We start from the raw sequence: 18193 nt of genomic DNA on the forward strand, positions 1-18193 counted from the left end.
TCGATGGCCGACGCGAAAAAAGCGACGGGAGACGGTCGCCCGCCCGGACGGCGATCAGGCGTCGACGTCCGCGAGTCGCTGTTCGAAGAGCCGTTCGCCGGTGTCCTCGCAGGTGACCGCGATCACTTCGTGGGAGCTACAACAGGACTCGACGACCTCCTCGCCCATCCGAACGTCGCCGCCGGACGGGCAGGTCTCGAGGAACATCCGGAGTCCGTTGAGGGCTTCGCCTTTCGTCTCGGGCGCGTAGGCGTCCCAGTCGTCGGTCCACGACGCGAGCGCGCGGCTGGCGGCGACGTCGGCGAGCAAGGCGGCGTGGGAGGGCCAGCGACCGGCCGCGCCCGTCTCCGAGAGCAGCCGGTAGGTCCCCCCGTGTTCGCTGAGTTCGAACCGCTCGGGGTCGGCGTCGAACCCGAAGGCGTCGACGGCCGCCTCGACATCGACTCCCGACGCCGCGAGCGGGTCTATTTCGCCGAACCAGACCGCTTCGAACTCGTCGGTGAGACAGAGGTCATCGCGGTCCTCGCAGGGCTCGAGGACGTCGTTCGCGAGGAAGAACGTCTCGAGGTCGGCGATGGCATCGTCGTCGGCCCCGCCAGCGGCGGTTCCGTCGCCGTCCGCGGCCGGCGTCGCGTCGTCGGTCGCGACGGCCGCGTCCTCCTCGAACGTAGCTACCTCGCCCGCCGTCGAATCGCGGTCGGCCTCGATCGCCGGGCCGGCGTCGACACCGCCGAGGCCGCTCGCGACCGCGGGTTCGGGTTCCTTGCCGAACCAGCGCAGTACCGCGGGCGGGAGATACCGCTTGGTCAGCGTCGGCGTGCCGGGAACGAGATACCCCCGCAGGTAGATCAGCGCGATCGACACACCGACGGCGAGTAGCCCGCCGAGTCGGAACTTGCGAGCGACGATCGATCCGAGTATCGCCGCGATAGCCAGGTTCAGGACGGCACATGGCTCACACCGGTTATCGCCGGTGTACTCCGGTTGTCTGAGTTCGTCGACGACGTCGATTTGCATCTCGAGTGAACTGTCATTCTCGACGGACATCTATTTTTCGTCGGGAGTCGGGGAGAAACGGCCGCCGGCGCCACTCGTCGTGACCTGGGTTACGCGAGTCCGACGAGCCGTTCCTTCTCGGCGCGAGAGAGTTGTTTGATCTCGTACTCGCGGGACATCGCCGCCGATTTCGAGTCGAACCGCTCGTGGTAGCGAAGTTCGACGGGCGTCCGGCCGCGGGTGTACTTCGCGCCCTCGCCCGCGTCGTGTTCGGCGACGCGTCGCTCGAGGTCGGTCGTATAGCCGGTATAGAGGGAGCCGTCGGCACACTCGAGGACGTAGACGACGTGGTCGGCCATCGCTCGTGGGAAGGGCGAGAGGGCTAAAAAGCGTCTCGTCCGGTGGGGGCGCGTGGTAGTCGTGACGTCGATCGCGGTAGTCAGGTCCCGCGAGCGCGCTCTTTCGCGGCTTCAGCGATGCCGGCGTTGGCCGAACAACTGACACACGCGTGGATCTCGCCACGTTCGTCGGCGAAGACGCGTGCAAACCGTTCGGAGACGTGCGCGCCGCAGTGGTCACACTTGGGCATTGGTCACACCGGCCGAAGCCGGTACCCGTATGTACTGGGTGTACGGTTAAATAGCCTTCTCCAAACACTGTTTGGCTTTTGGGTTGTAGAAAGTATTTTTGCCGAACGGAGAGGGACTCAGTCGCGGCCGGTGGCGATCGCTTCGTCGACCGTCCCGCCCGTGGCGATCCCCACCGTCGCGTCGAGCGACGGCGGCTCTATAGTAGCTACTGAAAGTCATTGCACACCTGATCGCACGACAGCGTTGCGATCAGTGTGTAAATCGTTTCAGTGGCTACTATAGTCGGATACCAGCGCTCGTCCCATCGTACTCCGGCGCTCGATCGCCGCGTCGGTGGCGGCCGCCGCGAAATGGTCCCCGGGCGCGACGACCAGTCCGGCCGAGTTCCCCGCCGCGAAGATCGCTTCGGGAGATCCCGCAGCGCCGTCGACTGACTGTGTCGAACCGACCCGCCTCGCCGACCACGTACCCCCCGAGTTCGGTTTCGGCCTCGGCCGGTGACAGATCGCCGTCGGCCACGGCCTCGAAGCGTTCGCGCGTACCGCAGTTCCGGGGTCGACGTACTCGAATGCGTCGGCCCGCGGTCGATCCGGACTCGTCGACGGCGCGGCTCCGCCCGGCGATCGTGGGATCGCTTAACGTACGTGCGAGCGCCGGAGGACCGCGCGCGAGCCGAATCAGCCGTTTCGCGACCCCCGCGAGACGGCCCGGTCACTCATATGCCATATACTTTCCGGTGGTATCGGTGGTCGAAACGGGCGAATCAACCGCTGCAACCCCCGTATTTCCGCTGCTAACCAAAACTTTTATATGTGGTTGTGCGAAACCGATACACCGTATGGCAGACCTTATCGTCAAAGCCGCCGTGAAGGAAGCGCTCGATGACAAAAACGTTGCCTCCGACTTCTACGACGCACTCGACGAGGAAGTCGACGAACTCCTCGAGGACGCCGCCCGACGCGCGGAAGCCAACGACCGGAAGACGGTCCAGCCCCGCGACCTGTAAGGGACGCCACCCAAATTTTTTCGGACGCTACGGTCGATAGCGACGGCTGTCGCCGACTCGAGTTTTTTGCCCGATGCCGTGATACGGACGGATATGTTGCGCAGACTGCTGCTCGGCTTCGGTTTCCTCGTGATCGTGAAACCGGAACCGGTGATCGCCGCCTGCGAACGGGTCGGCCTCCGAAACCCCGACGAGCCCCGACCGCGGCCGCTCGCGCTCGTCGGCGCTCGGCTCGAGGGGCTGGCTTTCGTCTGGCTGCTCGTCCGCGGCCGGCAGGGGTCGACGCTGCTGTCCGGACTGTTCGGGCTCGCCGGACTGACGCTCGTCCTCGTCCCGCGACCGATCATCGACCTCAGTCAACATCTGGTCTACGTCAACACCGACGACCTCGAGTTGCAGCCGTGGGTCGAGCCCGCGGCGCGGCTGCTTGGCGTCCTCTATCTGACCGTGACGCTGCTCCCGCGGAGTGGGAACGAGGAGTCGGCGGCCGAGGAACGGGAATCCGGGGACACGGAGTCGTCGGGTCGGCTACCGCTCCCGGCGCGGTAAGGACGCGACCGATCGGGTCGGGCTCCGGCCCGAAACCACACTCAGTACCGGCGAACCGCGACGCCGTCGTCGGTGCCGACGTAGGTCGCGTCGGCCATGTCGACGAACAGTCCGTGTTCGACGACGCCCGGGATCCTCGAGAGTCGCGTCGCCAGTTCGTCGGGATCGTCGATCGACCCGAACGCACAGTCGAGGATCAGATTGCCGCTGTCGGTCACGACCGGACCGTCCTTCTCGCCGGCGTCTCGCAGCGTCGGCTCCCCGTCGAGGTCCCGGATCCGATCCGCGACGACGGTGTGGGCGTCGGGCAACACCGCGACCGGGACCGAACGCTCGAGGCGGTCGGTCAGCTTCGAGGGGTCGACGACGACGACGAACCGGTCGGCCGCCGCGTCCACGAATTTTTCGCGCGCGTGTGCCGCGCCGCCGCCCTTGATCAACGCGCCGTGGGCGGCCGCGTCCGGATCGTCGACGACCTGATCCGCCCCGTCGATCGCCAGGTCGAGGCCGTCGACCGCGTCGAGATCCGTGAGTTCGATGCCGACCTCGAGGGCCAACTGGCGGGACTGGAAGGAGGTCGGGACCCCCCGGATCTCGAGGCCGTCGTCGACGGCCCGGCCGAGCGCGCGGATCGCGTGGGCGGTCGTCGAACCGGTACCGAGGCCGACGACGAACCCGTCTGCGACTTCCTCGGCCGCGCGTTCGCCGGCCCGTCGTTTCGCCGCGTCGGAGCCACCCTCCGTCTTCATACCACCTCACGCGAGCGGCGAGGAGAAAAACGTTGTAATTCGCGGTCGGCCGCTCAGAGATCCGCCCGTTCGAACCGCCAGAGACCAAACGCCAGCGGCAAGAGCGCCCAGACGGCGAGGATGACGAAGCCGAACCACGGTTCGGCCACCAGCGGCACGCTCTCGACCAGTCCCTGTGACTCGAGGGAGCCGGACGTGGTGAACCCGGACTCGCCGAGAACGGCACCGATCGCGGAGCCGTAGGCGGCGTCCGGGGGGATGGCGTTGAGCGCGAGGTACCAGCCGGGGAACGTCTCGGGGAGGAACTCGCCCTCGAGGGCGTATAACAGGCCCTGTGTGATCGTTCCCCAGAGGAACCAGAACAGGACGACCAGCCCGATCGCGCCGACGGCCGCCTTGGTCGTCGACCGGGTCATCGCGGAGATGCCGACGCCGAGACAGACGTAGACGAACCCGAAGCCGACCGTCACCAGCGTAAAGGCGAGGTAGTCGACGGGCGAGACTTCGCCGACGAAGGCGACGAGCCCGACCAGACCGACGGCGAACCCGATCAGGATCGATACCGCGACGACGCCCGTCCGACCCAGTACCTTCCCGAGGACGACATCCCGACGGCGGTGGGGCAGTCCGAGCAGGAACTTCAGGCTCCCGCTCTCGCGTTCGCCCGCGATCGCGCCGTAACCGACGATCAACGCGATCACGGGGACCAGAAAGCCGGCGGGCGTCTGCAACGCGAGGATCAGTCCGACCGTCGAGTCCCCGCCACCCTCGGAAAACAGTCCGGAGGCCCACGAGGCCAAGGCGGCTCCGCCGACGGTAAAGAGGGCAAAGAGGACGGTCAGGCCGATCAGCAGCCGCGACCGGACCGCGTCCCGGAAATCCTTCTTCGCGACGGTGATCGTACTCATCGAACCACCTCCCGTCCGCCGTCGGCGCCCGCGGTGTAGGCGACGAACAGGTCCTCGAGCGAGGACTCGTCGGTCGCGAAGTCCTCGACGGTGACGCCGTACTCCTCGATCGCGTGGAGGACCTCGGTCTTGGCGCGGTCCTCGCAGGCGACGACGAGCGTCCGTCCCTCCGGGGTCACCGAGGAGACGCCGTCGATGGCCTCGACCGCCGCGAGGGCGGCGTCCGAGTCGTCGGGGATCCGATCGAGAGTGACGCGGAGCCGGGTCTGGTCGGGCATCGAGTCGCGCAGTCCCTCGACGGTATCCTCGGCGATCAGGTGGCCGTCTCGGAGGATGCCGACGCGGTCACAGACCGCCTCGACCTGTCCGAGGACGTGACTCGAGAAGAAGACGGTCGCGCCGCGGTCGTTCTCCTCACGGATGATCTCGCGCATCCGGCGGGCGCCGTTGGGGTCGAGGCCGGTGGAGGGCTCGTCGAGGATCAGGAGGTCGGGCTCGCCGACCAGTGCCGTCGCGAAGGTGAGCCGCTGGGCCATCCCCTTCGAGTAGCCGCCGGCCTTCTTCGCGGCCGCGTCGGGCGAGAGGCCGACCCGCTCGATGAGTTCGTCAGGGTCGTCGTCGGCCCCCTTCGACTCGATTGCGAACTCGACGTGCTGGCGGCCGGTCAGGCGCTCGTAGAGTTCGGCACCCTCGGGGAGGATGCCGGTCCGTTGGCGGATCTCGAGGGCGTTGGCCTGCGCGTCGAGATCGAACACCCGAACCTCGCCGGCGGTCGGCCGAATGAAATCCAACAGGAGATTGATCGTTGTCGACTTGCCCGCCCCGTTGGGGCCGAGAAAGCCGTAAATCTCGCCGCGCTCGACGGACAGCGAGAGACCGTCGAGTGCCGTCTCGGTACCGTACCGTTTCGTGACGCCGGATATATCGATAGAGGCCACTGTTCAATGTTGCTACTTTTTCGGACGACAAATAACTTTCCTCACGTCCGAACCAGCCCGTCGTGTCGGGAGGGTCGAATTATCAATAGTAGAACTAGAGCGGAAGGCATATATAATCTGTTGGTGAAGAATCACTTGTATGCGAGAACCCGCTCTGCACCCCGCCGGTCACTCCGGTTCCGATCGGCGACGTGGTCCCGCCAGACGATCGAACGGCCGCTCGAGCCGGGTGGTATAATGTTGCAACTCGTCCTCCTCCCGCTCCAGTCCGGCGGTGAAGATCTCCCCGTCGACTCGACGACGATGCTCGCCGCGATGGTGGTCGGCCTCATCGTCGCCGTCGCGATCACGGTCGGCGTCGCCTACTGGGTGTACAAAGACGCCGCGAAACGCGAGAGCAACGAACTCGCGTGGGCCGTCGGCGTCGGAGCGCTGCTGTTTCTGTTCCTCCCGCTCGGCGTCATCGCCCTGGTCGCGTACGTCCTCCTCCGGGGCGACGAGACGGAGGCGGAGCCGACGGGCGGCGACCCGACGGGCGGCGACCCGACGGGCGGCGAGTGGTAGCGCGCCCGGATCGTCGCCGACTCCGAGACCCGACATCCGCGCGGTCGGCCGTCGTCGCGGGCACATCGTTACGCCGAACTTTTTTTGAACCCTCCGTGGATCAATACCCATGGCAACGGCGGAGACGGCCGTCTCCCTCTCGGACGTCCGCAAGACCTATCGGATCGGCGAGCCCGTCCACGCACTAGACGGCGTCTCGCTCGAGATACCGCAGGGATCGTATACGGCGATCATGGGACCCAGCGGCTCGGGCAAGTCGACGCTGATGAACCTCGTTGGCTGTCTGGATACCCCGACCGAGGGTGAGGTCGTCGTCGGCGGTCGGGCAGTCGACGCGCTCGACGACCGCGAGCGGACTCGCCTCCGGGGCACCGAAGTCGGGTTCGTCTTCCAGACGTTCAACCTCATGCCCAGACTCAACGCCGTCGAGAACGTCGCCCTCCCGCAGCTGTTTCAGGGAATCGGCCGGACGGAACGGCGCGAGCGAGCGCGTGACCTGCTCGAGCGGGTCGGGCTCGGCGACCGCGGGGATCACCTGCCAAACGAGCTCTCGGGCGGGCAGCGCCAGCGGGTCGCGCTGGCCCGGGCGCTGGTCAACGACCCCGCGATCGTGCTGGCCGACGAGCCCTCCGGCAACCTCGATACCGACACCGAGGCCGAGATCCTGGACCTCTTCGACGAGTTCCACGACGCCGGGACGACGATGATCGTCGTCACCCACGAGCGCCACGTCGCCGAGCGGGCCGACCGGATCGTCCACCTGCTCGACGGGCGGATCGAGCGGATCGAGGACCTCGAGGGCGACGGCGCGGCGGACTCGACCTCGCGAACGGAGTCGTCGGGGCCGACGGAGGCCGATTCCGAGTGAACCCGCTCGAGAGCCTGCGGCTGGCGTGGCGCTCGATCCGGGGCCACAAGCTCCGGTCGGCGCTGACGACGCTGGGGATCGTGATCGGGATCGCGGCGGTGATCGCCTTCGTCACGCTGGGTGCGAGCCTCCAGGCCGGCATCATCGGCGACATCAGTCCCGACGATCAGCGCAACGTCTACGGCTGGGCGGCCGAGCCCGACACCGAGGGCGGGCCGCTCGCGGGTGCCCAGCCGGTGTTTACGGGCGACGACCTCGAGGCGGTCGAGGACCTAGAGGCGGTCGAGGCGGCCTACGGCTACGCGACGATCCAGACGCAAGCGATCTCGAACGGCGAGGAGACGGTCGCGCAGGGGAACGGACTGATCGCCTCGGGACCGTCGTACATCCGCGAGGAGCGGTTGGCCGAGGGCAGACAGTTCCGGCAGGGCGAACCCGAGGCGGTCCTCAATCCGGCGGCGGCCAACCAGTTCGAGGAGAACGTCACCGTCGGCGACGAACTGACCGTGACGATCCTCGGCGGCGAGCGACGGACCGTCGAGGTCGTCGGGATCACCGACACCAGCGAGGGCCAGAGCCCCTTCGAGGGCTTCGAGTCCTCGCCGCGGGTGTACGTCCCGACCGACCCCTACTACACGGAGCAGGCCTCGGGGCTGGGAGCCGGCGGCGGTGACGGCGGCGGCGACAACGAAAGCGCCGGCGAGAGCGGCGAGGCCCGCTTCCTCGCGATCATCGTCGAAGCCCCCTCCGACGACGAGGCCGACATCGACGCCGCCCGCGAGAGCGCGACCGACTACCTCGAGAGCGACCGGTCCGACGCCAGCGAGTTCCTCGGCGACGACCTCGCGGTCAGGTTCCAGACGAGTACGGAACTGCTCCAGCAGCTTCAGGACGTACTCGACCTGCTGCGGAACTTCATCGTCGGCATCGCGGCTATCTCCCTGCTGGTCGGCTCGATCGGCATCGCCAACATCATGCTGGTCAGCGTCACCGAACGGACCCGCGAGATCGGCATCATGAAAGCCGTCGGCGCACAGAACCGCGACGTCCTCGGGCTGTTCCTGACCGAGGCGGTGATCCTCGGGGTGATCGGCGCGATCCTGGGGACCGCGCTCGGGCTGGTCGGGGGCTACGTCGGAGCCGAATACGTCGATCTGCCGCTGGTCTATCCCCTCGAGTACGTCGCGCTCGCGGTCGTCGTGGGGATACTCGTCGGGGTCCTCGCCGGGCTGTACCCCGCGTGGCGGGCCGCGCGGACGGACCCGATCGACGCGCTACGTTACGAGTGATCAGAACCGGTCGCGGTCCCGTTCGCGGTCGGCGTCGCGTTCGTCCGCGGTGCGATCGGCGTCGAACTCCCTCGAGTCGGGGTCGTACTCGCGGTCCCGCGTCGGCGCGCCCTCGGTGGGGGGAGCCCCACCCGACTCCGTTTCGTAGCCGATGGTGGCCCGCGTCCGGTGGTGTTGGTCGGGGTACTCGCGGGCGAGGTACGCCCCCAGGTAGCCGCCGAGCAGGGACGGCCCGACCGTGTAGGCGAGCGCGAAGAACCCGGCGACGACGATCACGACCGAGACCACCGCAAACCCCTCGACCGGAACCCCGCCGGCGAGGCCGATTCCGAGGAGCCCGAACAGGAGCAGTCCCAGCCCCGCGATCGGCAGGAACGCGATCGCGCCGGCCAACGCACCGACGATCGCGCCCTCGCGGCCGTCCGGCCCCTCGAGGAAGCCGGCGACGAGGCCGCCGAGGACGGTCGAGAACGGGATGAACGAGAGGACGACACCGACGACGGCACCGATGACGGCGTTGAGAAGCGTCCGAGTGGTGACCATACCGAACGGATGACGGGGAGCCTAAAAATTGTGGGGAGAAAGACGACGATCGGCACGGTGACGATATCGATTAGCGGGGAACCGAAGGCAGCGTTACAGCGCTCGGCGAATGGGTCCGGCGAGATCGAACCAGAACGAGAGGACGCCACAGCCCAGCATCCCGACGATCGAACCGAGATACAGCTCGAGCCCGAGCGTCTCGAGCGCCCACTCGGGATCGAGGAAGCCGGACGCGATGACGAGCGCACAGGCGCTCGCGATCCCCGCGATCAGGAGGGCGACGGGAAGCGAGGGCTGACGGTTCATGCGGACGTGTTTGTTTTCCAACGCGGCCGACGTGTCGTTCGCTCCGGGCCGACCGCGACCAGCAGCGACAGCGACGAGCCGTCCTCAATCGTCGACCGTCCGCGGATTCGACTCCTCGAAGGTCGTCTCGGTGTCCTCGGAATCGGACTCGAGGTCGGCTTCGATGATCTCGCTGAACGTGGCGTCGGTGTTGACCTCGTCGGCCAGCAGGTCGACGGCCTCGACGAAGACGGCGACCAGCAGCGGGCCGACGACGACGCCGATCGGGCCGAGGGTAAAGAGCCCGCCGGTGAAGCCGACGAAGTAGAGGCTACCGGGGAGGCCGGCGGAGCGACGCGCCAGCCGCGGCCGGACGGCGACGTCGGGGAGCCAGCCGACGAGGACGAGACCGAGGACGCCGATCAGGGCCGCCGCGACGAGGTCGCCGGCGACGGCCTGGTAGATCGCGATCGGCGCGATCAGCATGCTCGGGCCGATGATCGGGACGAACTGCAACACGGCGGCGACGATCGCGAGCGTCAGCGCGCCCTCGTACCCCAGCGCCCAGAACAGCGGGTAGGCGACGGCGAACGTCGCGAGCGAGGTCGCCACCTGCAGGACGTAGATCGCGTACAGCGTCTCTCGAGCCCGAGTGGCGAGCGCGTAGACGACGTCGCGGTAGTCGTGGGGGATCGGCGCGACGGCGGCCCGGCCCGCCTCGTCGCCTTTGAGCAGGATCCCGAAGATGAGGACGAGAAACAGCGCGAACTTGATCGCGAGGACCGGGAGGGAAAGCGCGAAGGTGGTCGCGACGCCGCTCAGGGAGTCGACCGCCATCGATTGGACCTCGCCGGCCTTGAAGGTCTGGGTCGCCCCGAAGGCCGTGATCGACAGCTCCCGCGGCAGGGCTTCGACCGCCTCGAGGACGCCCTCGATGCGAAAGTACAGCGTCGCGACGATCGGCGCGAAGACGGCGGTCGCACTCACGAAGCCGATCACGGTCGCCGCGAGCGCGGCCGTCCACTCCGAGAACCCGCGCCTGACGAGCCAGCCCTGGACCGGCATGAGGACGTAGGCGACCGTCAGCGCGAAGAGGATCGTTCCCAGCACCTCGAGCAGGATCCCGCCGGTCACGACCCCGAGCGCGACGACGACCCCCGCGAGGACGTAGCGGCGCGTTCGGGTCGAGCGATCTCCGCCGGTGGCGGTCTCCGTCACAGCCGAGACTCGCAGCGGAGCGGTAAAGTCTTTGTCCGACTGACGGGACCGATCGGCCGATCACGCCGTTTAAGACCACCGAGTGTAACCACCCAGTAATGGATCGACGGACGTTCATCGGAACGGTCGGTGCGGGGACGGTCGCCGGCGTCGCCGGCTGTCTGACTCGCGACGGCGGGAACGGCAACGGCGGGAGCGGTGACGACGGGACCCTACGGATCGCGACGTACGATTCGATGGTCAACGGCGAGAGCCCGGCCGGTCCGTGGCTCAAGGAGGCCTTCGAGGCGGAGCACGACGCCGAAATCGAGTGGAAGGTTCCCGACCAGGGGCTCACACAGTACGTGCGGAGCGCGCGGGAGAACGCGGAGATCGACGCCGACGCCTACGTCGGGGTCAACGTTGACGACCTCGTTCGAATCGACGACGAACTCGGCGACGGCGGGCTCCTGCGAGAGCTCGAGGTCGATCGGCTCGACAACGCCGATCGGATCCGCGACGAACTCGAGATGGGCGACCCCCACGGTCGCGTGCTGCCCTACGACACGGGCTACATCTGTCTCGTCTACGACGAGACGCTCGTCGACGAACCCGAGACGCTCGCGGACCTGACCGAGCCGGCCTACGAGGACGCGTTGCTGGCTCAGAACGCCCAGAACTCGGATCCGGGACGGGCGTTCCTGCTGTGGACGATCGACGCCTACGGCGGGGGTGGCTACCTCGACTACTGGGGCGACCTCGAGGACAACGGCGTTCGCGTCCTCGACGGCTGGACGGAGTCCTACAGCGGCGCGTACATGGAGGGCGAGCGGGCGATGGTCGTCTCCTACTCGACCGATCAGGTGTACGCGAACGAGTACGATTACGAGATGAGCCGCCATCAGGTCGCGTTCCCGAACGGACAGGGCTACGCCAACCCCGAGGGAATGGGGATCCTCGAGGGAGCGACCGACGTCGACGTCGCTTACGACTTCTTCGACTTCGTCCTCTCGAGCGAGCCCCAGGCCGAGATCGCCCAGCGCAACGTCCAGTTCCCGGCCGTCGGCGACGACCACGTCGACCTCGACGCGGAGTTCGACGAGTACGCCCACGAACCGCCGGAGCCGGTCTCGTTCGGCTACGAGGCGCTCCGGGGCAGTCTCGGCGGCTGGGTCGACGACTGGGCGAAGGAGATCGTCGGTCAGTAGGCCCGTGTCCGATTCGGATCGCCGCCGGCTCCGGGACGCCCTCCGGACCCGGCTCGAGCGCCGCGCCCTCTCGCTGGCGGCGCTCGCGACGGCCGCGGTGCTTGCGATCATGCTCTACCTGCCGGTCGGGGTCGTCTTCCTCGAGGCCGTTCTCGAGGCCGGACGGCCGACGCTCGCTTACTTCCGCGCGGTCCTGACCGACCCGTTCTATTTCGGGGCGCTCGCGAACGTCCTCGCGGAGCCGCTCGCCGTCCGGACGCACCTCGAGGGCGTCGCCGGCTGGCTCGGGGCCGTCTCGGTGTCTCTCACGCTCGTCCGGCCGATTCCCGGCCTCGAGCTACCGGTGCCGTGGCTCGCCCTCGAGACGCCGGGGGTCCGGTTGGGACTGTTCGGCTTTACCGCCTATCAGGCGGCGCTGTCGACGGTGGCAAGCGTCGCGCTCGGGCTGCCCGCGGCCTACGTCCTGGCGACCTACGAGTTCCGGGGCCGGCGGACGCTGCGCTCGCTGACGATCCTGCCCTTCGTCCTGCCCGGGATCATGGTCGCGGTCGGCTTCTACGCGATGTTCGGCCGGGGCGGGACGCTCAACGGCCTGCTCGGACTGATCGGGCTCGGGCCGTACCCGTTCATCGAGTGGAACCCGTTGGCGATCGTGATCGTCGCCCACGCGTTCTACAACGCGCCGCTGGTGGCCCGCGTGACCGTCGCCGCCTGGGAGTCCGTCGACCGCCGGGCCGTCGAGACCGCTCGCAGCCTCGGCGCGGGCCCGCGGCGGGCGTTCCGCGACGTGGTCGTCCCGCAGCTGCTGCCGGCGGTCCTGACCGGCGCGTTGCTGACGTTCATCTTCACGTTCATGACCTTCCCCATCGTCCTCGCGCTGGGCGGGCTCCAGTTGGCGACCGTCGAGGTCTGGATCTACGACCGGGTGCGCCAGCTGGCCTACGGCGAGGCCGCGACGCTCGCCGTCCTCGAGACGCTGCTCTCGCTCGGGCTCACGTACGCCTATCTCCGATACGAGTCGGCCCAGTCGGGGCTGGCACGGTCGGCCGGTTCGACCGCGCGGCGGCCGCTCTTTCCCGACCTGCGGACGGCGCTGTCGCCGCGCCGACTGGCGATCGTCGGCTACGGACTCGTCGTGCTGGTGGTCTTCGTCGGACCGATGGCGAGCCTGATCGTCGGCAGCGTCACCGACGGGAGCGGGCTCACGGGTCGCCATTACGCGTTCCTGCTCGAGCGCCAGCTCGAGGGGGCCAGCTACCAGACGCTGCCGTGGGTCGCGATCAGAAACTCGCTGCTGTTCGGGGTCGCGACGCTCGCCGTCGCCGTACCGATGGGCGTCGTGATCTCGGTCGTGACCGCGCGGGCGGGCCGCGCGGGAGCCGTCGTCGACGCGCTGGCGATGTTGCCGCTGGCGGTCAGCGGCGTCGTCTTCGGGATCGGCCTGCTGCGGGGACTGGTCTTCGGCGTTCCGCTGCCCGGCAGCTGGCGGTTTCAGGTGACCGGCGCGGTCGCGATCGTCGCCGCCCACGCGGTCGCGGCCTACCCCTTCGTCACGCGCAACGTCTCGCCGCTGCTTGCGAACCTCGATCCGGCGATGGTCGAGTCCGCCCGCGCGCTGGGCGCCTCCCGCTACCGCGCGCTCCGGGACGTGGAACTGCCGCTGGTAGCCAGCGGGATCGTCGCCGGCGCGGCCTTCGCCTTCGCCATCTCGATCGGGGAGTTCTCTTCGACGGTGATTTTGGCGGGCAGCCGCGACACCTACACGATGCCGGTCGCCGTCGAGCGCTATCTGGGTCGCCGGCCCGGCCCCGCGATCGCCATGGGGACTGTCCTGCTGTTCGTCACGGCCGCCAGCTTCGTCGTCGTCGACCGCGTCGGCGGGAGGTTCGAGCGATGACCGAACTCACGCTGGCCGGCGTCGCCAAACGCTACGACGGGACCGCGGCGCTCGAGGGGATCGACCTGACGGTCCGGGACGGGGAGTTTTTCACCCTCGTCGGCCCCTCGGGCTGCGGGAAGACGACGACGCTGCGGACGATCGCCGGTTTCGAGTCGCCGACGGCGGGGACCGTCCGCTTCGACGGGCGGGCGATGGACGGCGTCCCGCCGGAGGCGCGAGACGTCGGCGTCGTCTTCCAGAGCTACGCCCTCTTTCCGCACATGAGCGTCGCCGAGAACGTCGGCTACGGGCTTCGGTTCCGGGAGCCGCCGGACGGGGAGACCGTCGACGAACGCGTCCGGGAACTGCTCGCGCTGGTCGACCTCGAGGGGATGGGCGAGCGCGATCCCGAGGGGCTGTCGGGCGGGCAGCGCCAGCGGGTGGCGCTGGCGCGGGCGCTCGCGCCGGCTCCCGACCTGCTCTTGCTCGACGAGCCGATGAGCGCGCTGGACGCACGGCTTCGAGAGTCGCTGCGCAGGCAGGTCAAACGGATCCAGTCGGAACTCGAGATCACGACCGTCTACGTCACCCACGATCAGGCCGAGGCGCTTGCGATCTCCGATCGAGTGGCGGTGATAAACGGCGGCCGGGTCGAGCAGGTCGGCCGGCCGCAGGCGATCTACCGCGAGCCCGCGACGCGGTTCGTCGCCGAGTTCGTCGGCGACAACAACGTCTTCGAGGGCGCGGTGCGGGCTCGAGAGGGCGAGCGAACGCGGATCGACGTCGGCGGCGAGACCCTCGCGGTGTCGTCGGAGCCGGTCCCGCCGGAAGCGAACCGAGTCACCGTCTGCGTGCGACCGGGCGCGCTCTCCAGAAGCGCCGGGACCAACCGGCTGCCGGTGGCCGTCGAGACCAGCGAGTTTCTCGGCGAGACGGTCCGGGTTCACGGCCGCTGGAACGGGACCGAGATGGTCCTCCAGCTACCCGAGATCCCCGACGATGACGAACTGACCGTCGGCTTCGACCCCGCGGACGCTCACGTCGTCGCGGCCGACTGAGCCGGCTGGGTGCGACGCGGCGTCCCCGTCTCCGGGACCGGAATGCACAGGGCGGTCGCTTTTCGATCGGTTCGTGCTATTGTCCCACATGCAATTCACTCGTCGACTCCGGGTCGAACTCGAGCGCCACGAGGTGGCCGTCGGGACCGAGTTCACCGTTCGCGTCCGCGACGACCGGCGACGGCCGGTCGAGGGAGCGGTCGTCGAGGCAGGACGGAAGTCGGCCCGCGTCGTCTCGTCGGGTCCCGGTGACGAGCGCTCGGCGAGCGGACGGCGTTGAAGCGCCATGGCACAGCGTTATCCCCGTCGGTGCTGTGTGTGAGATCATGGCAGACACCAAGGACAGTCGCGAGAGCCAAGCCGACGACGCCGAGGAGCGCCAGCGCGAGCGGGAACTCGAGGAGGCCCTCGAGCGCGACGACGAGGACGAGCCGCCGGCCGACGAGGCCGACGACGAGGACGAGTCGGCCGCGGGCGACGATGAGGAATCGGCCTCGAGCGACGAGTAGGGTCGGCGCGATACTCGAGGGCTACAGCCCCCAGAAGAAGTTGATCCCGAGGACGGTGACGATCGAGAGCAGGAACTGCAGCGGCGCGCCGACCCGGACGAAGTCCACGAACTTGTAGCCGCCGGGGCCGTAGACGAACAGGTTCGTCTGGTAGCCGACGGGCGTGAGAAACGCCGTCGAGGCGGCGAACGTGACTGCGAGGACGAAAGCAAAGGGGTTCGCGCCGATCTGAGAGGCGGTCTCGACGGCCACCGGGAGCATCAACACGACGCTGGCGTTGTTCGAGATCACGCCCGTGATGAGCCCCGTCGCGAGGTAGAACACCCAGAGGACGCCGAGCGCAGGGAGGTAGGCCCCGGTCGACGCGACGAGCGACCCCAAGAGGTCGGCCCCGCCGGTCTGCTCTAAGGCGATCCCCAGCGGGATGATGCCCGCAAGCAGGAAGATCACGTCCCACTCGACGGCGTCGTAGATCTCGGTCGGCTTGAGGACGCCCGATGCGACCATCGCGACGACGCCGGCCAGTGCTGTGACCATGATCGGCAAGGAGAGCGCCGACATGGACTCGAGGGCGGCGACGCCGGTCACGCCGGCCAGCGCGGTCCCGACGGCCCCCCACGGGACGGCGACGAAGCCGACGACGCCGGCCATGATCGCCGTCGCGTGGGGAATCTTCTCCGTTCGGTAATCGGGCTCGTCCGGCTCGTGGGCGACGATGAAGTCGTCGTTTTGCGAGAGCCGGTCGATGCTGTCGGGTGCCGCCTGGACCAACAGCGTGTCGCCGACCCGAATGCGGCGTTCGTCCATGTCGCTGCGGACCGTCTCCCCGCGACTGCGGAAGGCCAGCACGGTCGCGTCGTAGCGCTGGCGGAACGTCGACGTCTCGAGCGACTCGCCCACGAGGAACGAGCCCCGGGGGACGACGACCTCGACCAGCGTGCGGTCGGGGATCTCCTCGGGCTCGAGTTCGGCGTCGGTCTCCGGACCGCCGTCGATCGTGAGCGTCTCGCGTTCGACGAGTTGCTGGACGGTCGGCCGGTCGGCCCGGAGCCGGAGCGTGTCGCCGGCCCGGATCGTCTTCTGGCCGATGGGTTCGATGAACTCTTCGTCGTCGCGGACGACCTGCAGGATGTCGGCGTCGAACGCGACGCGGTCGATGGCGTCGGCGACGGTCGAGCCGACGATCGGCGAGCCCTCGTCGACGATCACCTCGGTCAGGTACTCCTCGATGTCGTACTCCGTGACGTAGTCCTCGTCGACGGGGACCCGCTCGGGGAGCAGCCGGTGGCCGACGGTCATGAGATAGAGGCTGCCGACGAGGAGGACGACGATCCCCAGTTGGGTGAACTCGAACATCGAGAAGGGGTGATCGAGCAGGCGCGCGGAGACGTCGCTCGCGAGGATGTTCGTCGAGGTACCGATCAGCGTGAGCATCCCGCCGAACATCGAAGCGTACGAGAGCGGAATCAGCAGCTTCGACGGCGAGGTCTTGCCCTTGTGCGCGATGTCGGAGACGACGGGCACGAGGATGGCGACGACCGGCGTGTTGTTGATAAAGCCGGAGATGGGGCCGCTGACGCCGATCGTCGCGAGCAACTGTTTGTCGAGGTCCTCGCCGGCGAACGCGGACATCTTCCGGCCGACGATCTGGACGACTCCGGTCTGGCTAATTCCGGAACTCAAAATGAGCATCGCCAGCACGGTGATCGTCGCCGAGTTCGAGAACCCGGAGGTCCCTTCCGCCGTCGAGATTTCGGTAAAGTTCGCGACCCCGTCCGTGCCGAGTACCATCAACAGGACCATCACGAGGATGGCGGTCACGTCGATCGGCAGCCACTCCGTCACGAAAAGCACCAGCGCGAGGAGGATGATCGCGAACACCACGAGCATCTGGGGCGTCACCGCGAGCCCGCCGGACTCGGCGGCCAGCGGTACGACCCCGCCCTCGAAGAAGAGACCTCCGGTCACGGTTGATAGTACGGATTCCCTGACGGTGCGGCTTGAAGCCCCCGGTTTGCCGACGCCGTCGGGGTCCGCGACGCCGCACTGGCGACTCGCGACGAGTCGTCTCGAGTGAATACGGGACGAACATCATCGGAAGCGTTCTTTTCTCGCGGGAACGGTAGCCGTACTCAAGTGACTGGCTCGCGGACGGCCGGGTACGGAGACGGCCGACGGTCGACCCCCTCGCGTTGCCGCGGCTCCCGATCGACTCCCGCGCCGGACCCACCGAGTCATGAACGAGTACACGCTCCCCATCGCGATCGCGAACACGGCGACGGTACTGACCGGCGGCGCAATCGCGTCGCTCGCCTATCGGGCCTTCCGCCGGACCGGGTCGGCGGCGCTGCGTGCCGTCGCCGGCGGCTTCGGCGTCATCGTCGTCGGCTCGATCCTCGGCGGCGGCGTCCACCTCCTCGGCGACACGATGGGGCTGGGCATCGCCCTGCAGAGTTCGGCGACGGCGCTCGGGTTCGCGATCTTGCTCTACTCGCTGTACGCCGAAACGGGCGGCATTACCGTAACCACGGAGCTATCGACATGAGCGACGGACCGTCCGGCCGACCGACGCGAGTCGTCGCTCAGGGCACGTTCGATCTCCTGCATCCCGGCCACGTTCACTATCTGGAGGCGGCCGCGGACGCGGGCGACGAACTCCACGTCATCGTCGCCCGCGCGGAGAGTGTCGCACACAAACCCGACCCCGTGCTGTCGGGCGAGCAGCGTCGCGACGCCGTCGCCGCGCTCGAGGCGGTCGATCACGCCCGACTGGGTCATCCCGAGGATTTCTCGGTGCCGATCCGCGAGATCGACCCCGACATCGTCGTGCTGGGCCACGACCAGCACCACGACTCCGACGAGATCGACGGGCTGCTCGCGGCGTGGGGAATCGACTGTCGGGTCGAGCGGGCCGGCGCCCTCGAGCCGACGGGGAAGCGCCTGCACTCGAGCAGCGACATCGTCGACCGAGTTCTCGAGTGGTGGCAGGGACGGGACGAGCAGCTGCCGTCGCTCGAGGCCGAATCGGACGACTGAGCGCGACCCCGAAACGGCGAC

Annotated in this window: 22 protein-coding genes; 12 read left to right on the forward strand and 10 right to left on the reverse strand. The window is 68.3% G+C overall.

Annotated features, from left to right (window positions below; genetic code table 11):
* Window positions 1–54: 54 nt before the first annotated feature.
* The 3 genes from A6E15_RS16170 to A6E15_RS21105 all read right to left on the reverse strand — a co-directional run bounded on the left by A6E15_RS16170 (window position 55) and on the right by A6E15_RS21105 (window position 1585).
* Entirely contained in the window at window positions 55–1017 is a 963-nt protein-coding gene (locus A6E15_RS16170; protein ID WP_175607289.1) for a hypothetical protein, read from the reverse strand.
* A gap of 89 nt (window positions 1018–1106) precedes the next feature.
* On the reverse strand, window positions 1107–1355 hold the full coding sequence (locus A6E15_RS16175) for a GIY-YIG nuclease family protein (protein ID WP_076147729.1): 249 nt from the start codon (window positions 1353–1355) through the stop codon (window positions 1107–1109).
* An 80-nt stretch (window positions 1356–1435) separates the two neighbouring features.
* Window positions 1436–1585, reverse strand: coding sequence for a DUF7563 family protein (locus A6E15_RS21105; protein ID WP_006183067.1), 150 nt, complete (start codon window positions 1583–1585; stop codon window positions 1436–1438).
* A gap of 839 nt (window positions 1586–2424) precedes the next feature.
* Between A6E15_RS21105 and A6E15_RS16180 the strand changes: the two genes are divergently transcribed.
* The gene (locus tag A6E15_RS16180; protein WP_004267503.1) at window positions 2425–2592 is read left to right on the forward strand and encodes a DUF1931 family protein; all 168 of its coding nucleotides are present in this window, start codon (window positions 2425–2427) and stop codon (window positions 2590–2592) included.
* Window positions 2593–2685: 93 nt separating this feature from the next.
* Window positions 2686–3141 carry a hypothetical protein gene (locus A6E15_RS16185; RefSeq protein WP_076147731.1) on the forward strand — a complete coding sequence of 152 codons (456 nt, stop codon included), beginning with the start codon at window positions 2686–2688 and terminating at the stop codon, window positions 3139–3141.
* A 41-nt stretch (window positions 3142–3182) separates the two neighbouring features.
* On the opposite strand, the gene rpiA is transcribed toward A6E15_RS16185, so the two are convergent.
* Genes rpiA through A6E15_RS16200 form a run of 3 tightly spaced genes read right to left on the reverse strand, consistent with a single transcriptional unit; the run spans window position 3183 to window position 5736 of the window.
* Window positions 3183–3890, reverse strand: coding sequence for a ribose-5-phosphate isomerase RpiA (gene rpiA / locus A6E15_RS16190; protein WP_076147733.1), 708 nt, complete (start codon window positions 3888–3890; stop codon window positions 3183–3185).
* Between the two features lie 53 nt (window positions 3891–3943).
* Window positions 3944–4798, reverse strand: coding sequence for an ABC transporter permease (locus A6E15_RS16195; protein WP_076147735.1), 855 nt, complete (start codon window positions 4796–4798; stop codon window positions 3944–3946).
* Entirely contained in the window at window positions 4795–5736 is a 942-nt protein-coding gene (locus A6E15_RS16200) for an ABC transporter ATP-binding protein (RefSeq protein ID WP_076147736.1), read from the reverse strand. The genes A6E15_RS16195 and A6E15_RS16200 overlap by 4 nt, the downstream gene beginning before the upstream one ends.
* A 237-nt stretch (window positions 5737–5973) precedes the next feature.
* Between A6E15_RS16200 and A6E15_RS16205 the strand changes: the two genes are divergently transcribed.
* The 3 genes from A6E15_RS16205 to A6E15_RS16215 all read left to right on the forward strand — a co-directional run bounded on the left by A6E15_RS16205 (window position 5974) and on the right by A6E15_RS16215 (window position 8457).
* A complete protein-coding gene (locus A6E15_RS16205) occupies window positions 5974–6300 on the forward strand; it encodes a hypothetical protein (protein WP_076147738.1) in 327 nt (108 codons plus the stop codon).
* A 109-nt stretch (window positions 6301–6409) separates the two neighbouring features.
* Complete coding sequence (locus tag A6E15_RS16210) at window positions 6410–7168, forward strand: ABC transporter ATP-binding protein (RefSeq protein ID WP_076147740.1); 759 nt, start codon at window positions 6410–6412, stop codon at window positions 7166–7168.
* Window positions 7165–8457, forward strand: coding sequence for an ABC transporter permease (locus tag A6E15_RS16215; protein WP_076147742.1), 1293 nt, complete (start codon window positions 7165–7167; stop codon window positions 8455–8457). Before A6E15_RS16210 ends, A6E15_RS16215 begins: the two co-directional genes overlap by 4 nt.
* Here the strand turns inward: A6E15_RS16215 and A6E15_RS16220 are convergent, their stop codons facing one another.
* The 3 genes from A6E15_RS16220 to A6E15_RS16230 all read right to left on the reverse strand — a co-directional run bounded on the left by A6E15_RS16220 (window position 8458) and on the right by A6E15_RS16230 (window position 10503).
* Window positions 8458–9000 carry a DUF5518 domain-containing protein gene (locus A6E15_RS16220; RefSeq protein WP_076147744.1) on the reverse strand — a complete coding sequence of 181 codons (543 nt, stop codon included), beginning with the start codon at window positions 8998–9000 and terminating at the stop codon, window positions 8458–8460.
* Window positions 9001–9093: 93 nt separating this feature from the next.
* Entirely contained in the window at window positions 9094–9306 is a 213-nt protein-coding gene (locus A6E15_RS16225) for a hypothetical protein (RefSeq protein WP_076147745.1), read from the reverse strand.
* An 84-nt stretch (window positions 9307–9390) separates the two neighbouring features.
* On the reverse strand, window positions 9391–10503 hold the full coding sequence (locus tag A6E15_RS16230; RefSeq protein ID WP_076147747.1) for an AI-2E family transporter: 1113 nt from the start codon (window positions 10501–10503) through the stop codon (window positions 9391–9393).
* 98 nt (window positions 10504–10601) lie between these two features.
* Between A6E15_RS16230 and A6E15_RS16235 the strand changes: the two genes are divergently transcribed.
* The 5 genes from A6E15_RS16235 (at window position 10602) to A6E15_RS16255 (ending at window position 15136) form a co-directional block, all read left to right on the forward strand.
* Entirely contained in the window at window positions 10602–11690 is a 1089-nt protein-coding gene (locus tag A6E15_RS16235) for a thiamine ABC transporter substrate-binding protein (protein WP_076147749.1), read from the forward strand.
* A gap of 4 nt (window positions 11691–11694) precedes the next feature.
* Window positions 11695–13587: an ABC transporter permease gene (locus A6E15_RS16240; RefSeq protein ID WP_076147750.1), complete on the forward strand. Its 1893-nt coding sequence runs from the start codon at window positions 11695–11697 to the stop codon at window positions 13585–13587.
* Complete coding sequence (locus tag A6E15_RS16245) at window positions 13584–14627, forward strand: ABC transporter ATP-binding protein (protein ID WP_076147752.1); 1044 nt, start codon at window positions 13584–13586, stop codon at window positions 14625–14627. Before A6E15_RS16240 ends, A6E15_RS16245 begins: the two co-directional genes overlap by 4 nt.
* An 88-nt stretch (window positions 14628–14715) precedes the next feature.
* On the forward strand, window positions 14716–14907 hold the full coding sequence (locus A6E15_RS16250) for a hypothetical protein (RefSeq protein ID WP_076147753.1): 192 nt from the start codon (window positions 14716–14718) through the stop codon (window positions 14905–14907).
* A gap of 46 nt (window positions 14908–14953) precedes the next feature.
* Complete coding sequence (locus A6E15_RS16255) at window positions 14954–15136, forward strand: hypothetical protein (protein WP_076147755.1); 183 nt, start codon at window positions 14954–14956, stop codon at window positions 15134–15136.
* A 21-nt stretch (window positions 15137–15157) separates the two neighbouring features.
* Here the strand turns inward: A6E15_RS16255 and A6E15_RS16260 are convergent, their stop codons facing one another.
* On the reverse strand, window positions 15158–17026 hold the full coding sequence (locus A6E15_RS16260) for an SLC13 family permease (RefSeq protein ID WP_076148405.1): 1869 nt from the start codon (window positions 17024–17026) through the stop codon (window positions 15158–15160).
* A 346-nt stretch (window positions 17027–17372) separates the two neighbouring features.
* On the opposite strand from A6E15_RS16260, the gene A6E15_RS16265 reads away from it, so the two are divergent.
* Entirely contained in the window at window positions 17373–17681 is a 309-nt protein-coding gene (locus tag A6E15_RS16265) for a DUF7521 family protein (protein ID WP_049965263.1), read from the forward strand.
* The gene (locus A6E15_RS16270; protein ID WP_076147756.1) at window positions 17678–18172 is read left to right on the forward strand and encodes an adenylyltransferase/cytidyltransferase family protein; all 495 of its coding nucleotides are present in this window, start codon (window positions 17678–17680) and stop codon (window positions 18170–18172) included. The genes A6E15_RS16265 and A6E15_RS16270 overlap by 4 nt, the downstream gene beginning before the upstream one ends.
* Window positions 18173–18193 lie beyond the last annotated feature (21 nt).

This window comes from Natrinema saccharevitans (genome assembly GCF_001953745.1).
Taxonomy (GTDB): Archaea; Halobacteriota; Halobacteria; order Halobacteriales; family Natrialbaceae; genus Natrinema; species Natrinema saccharevitans.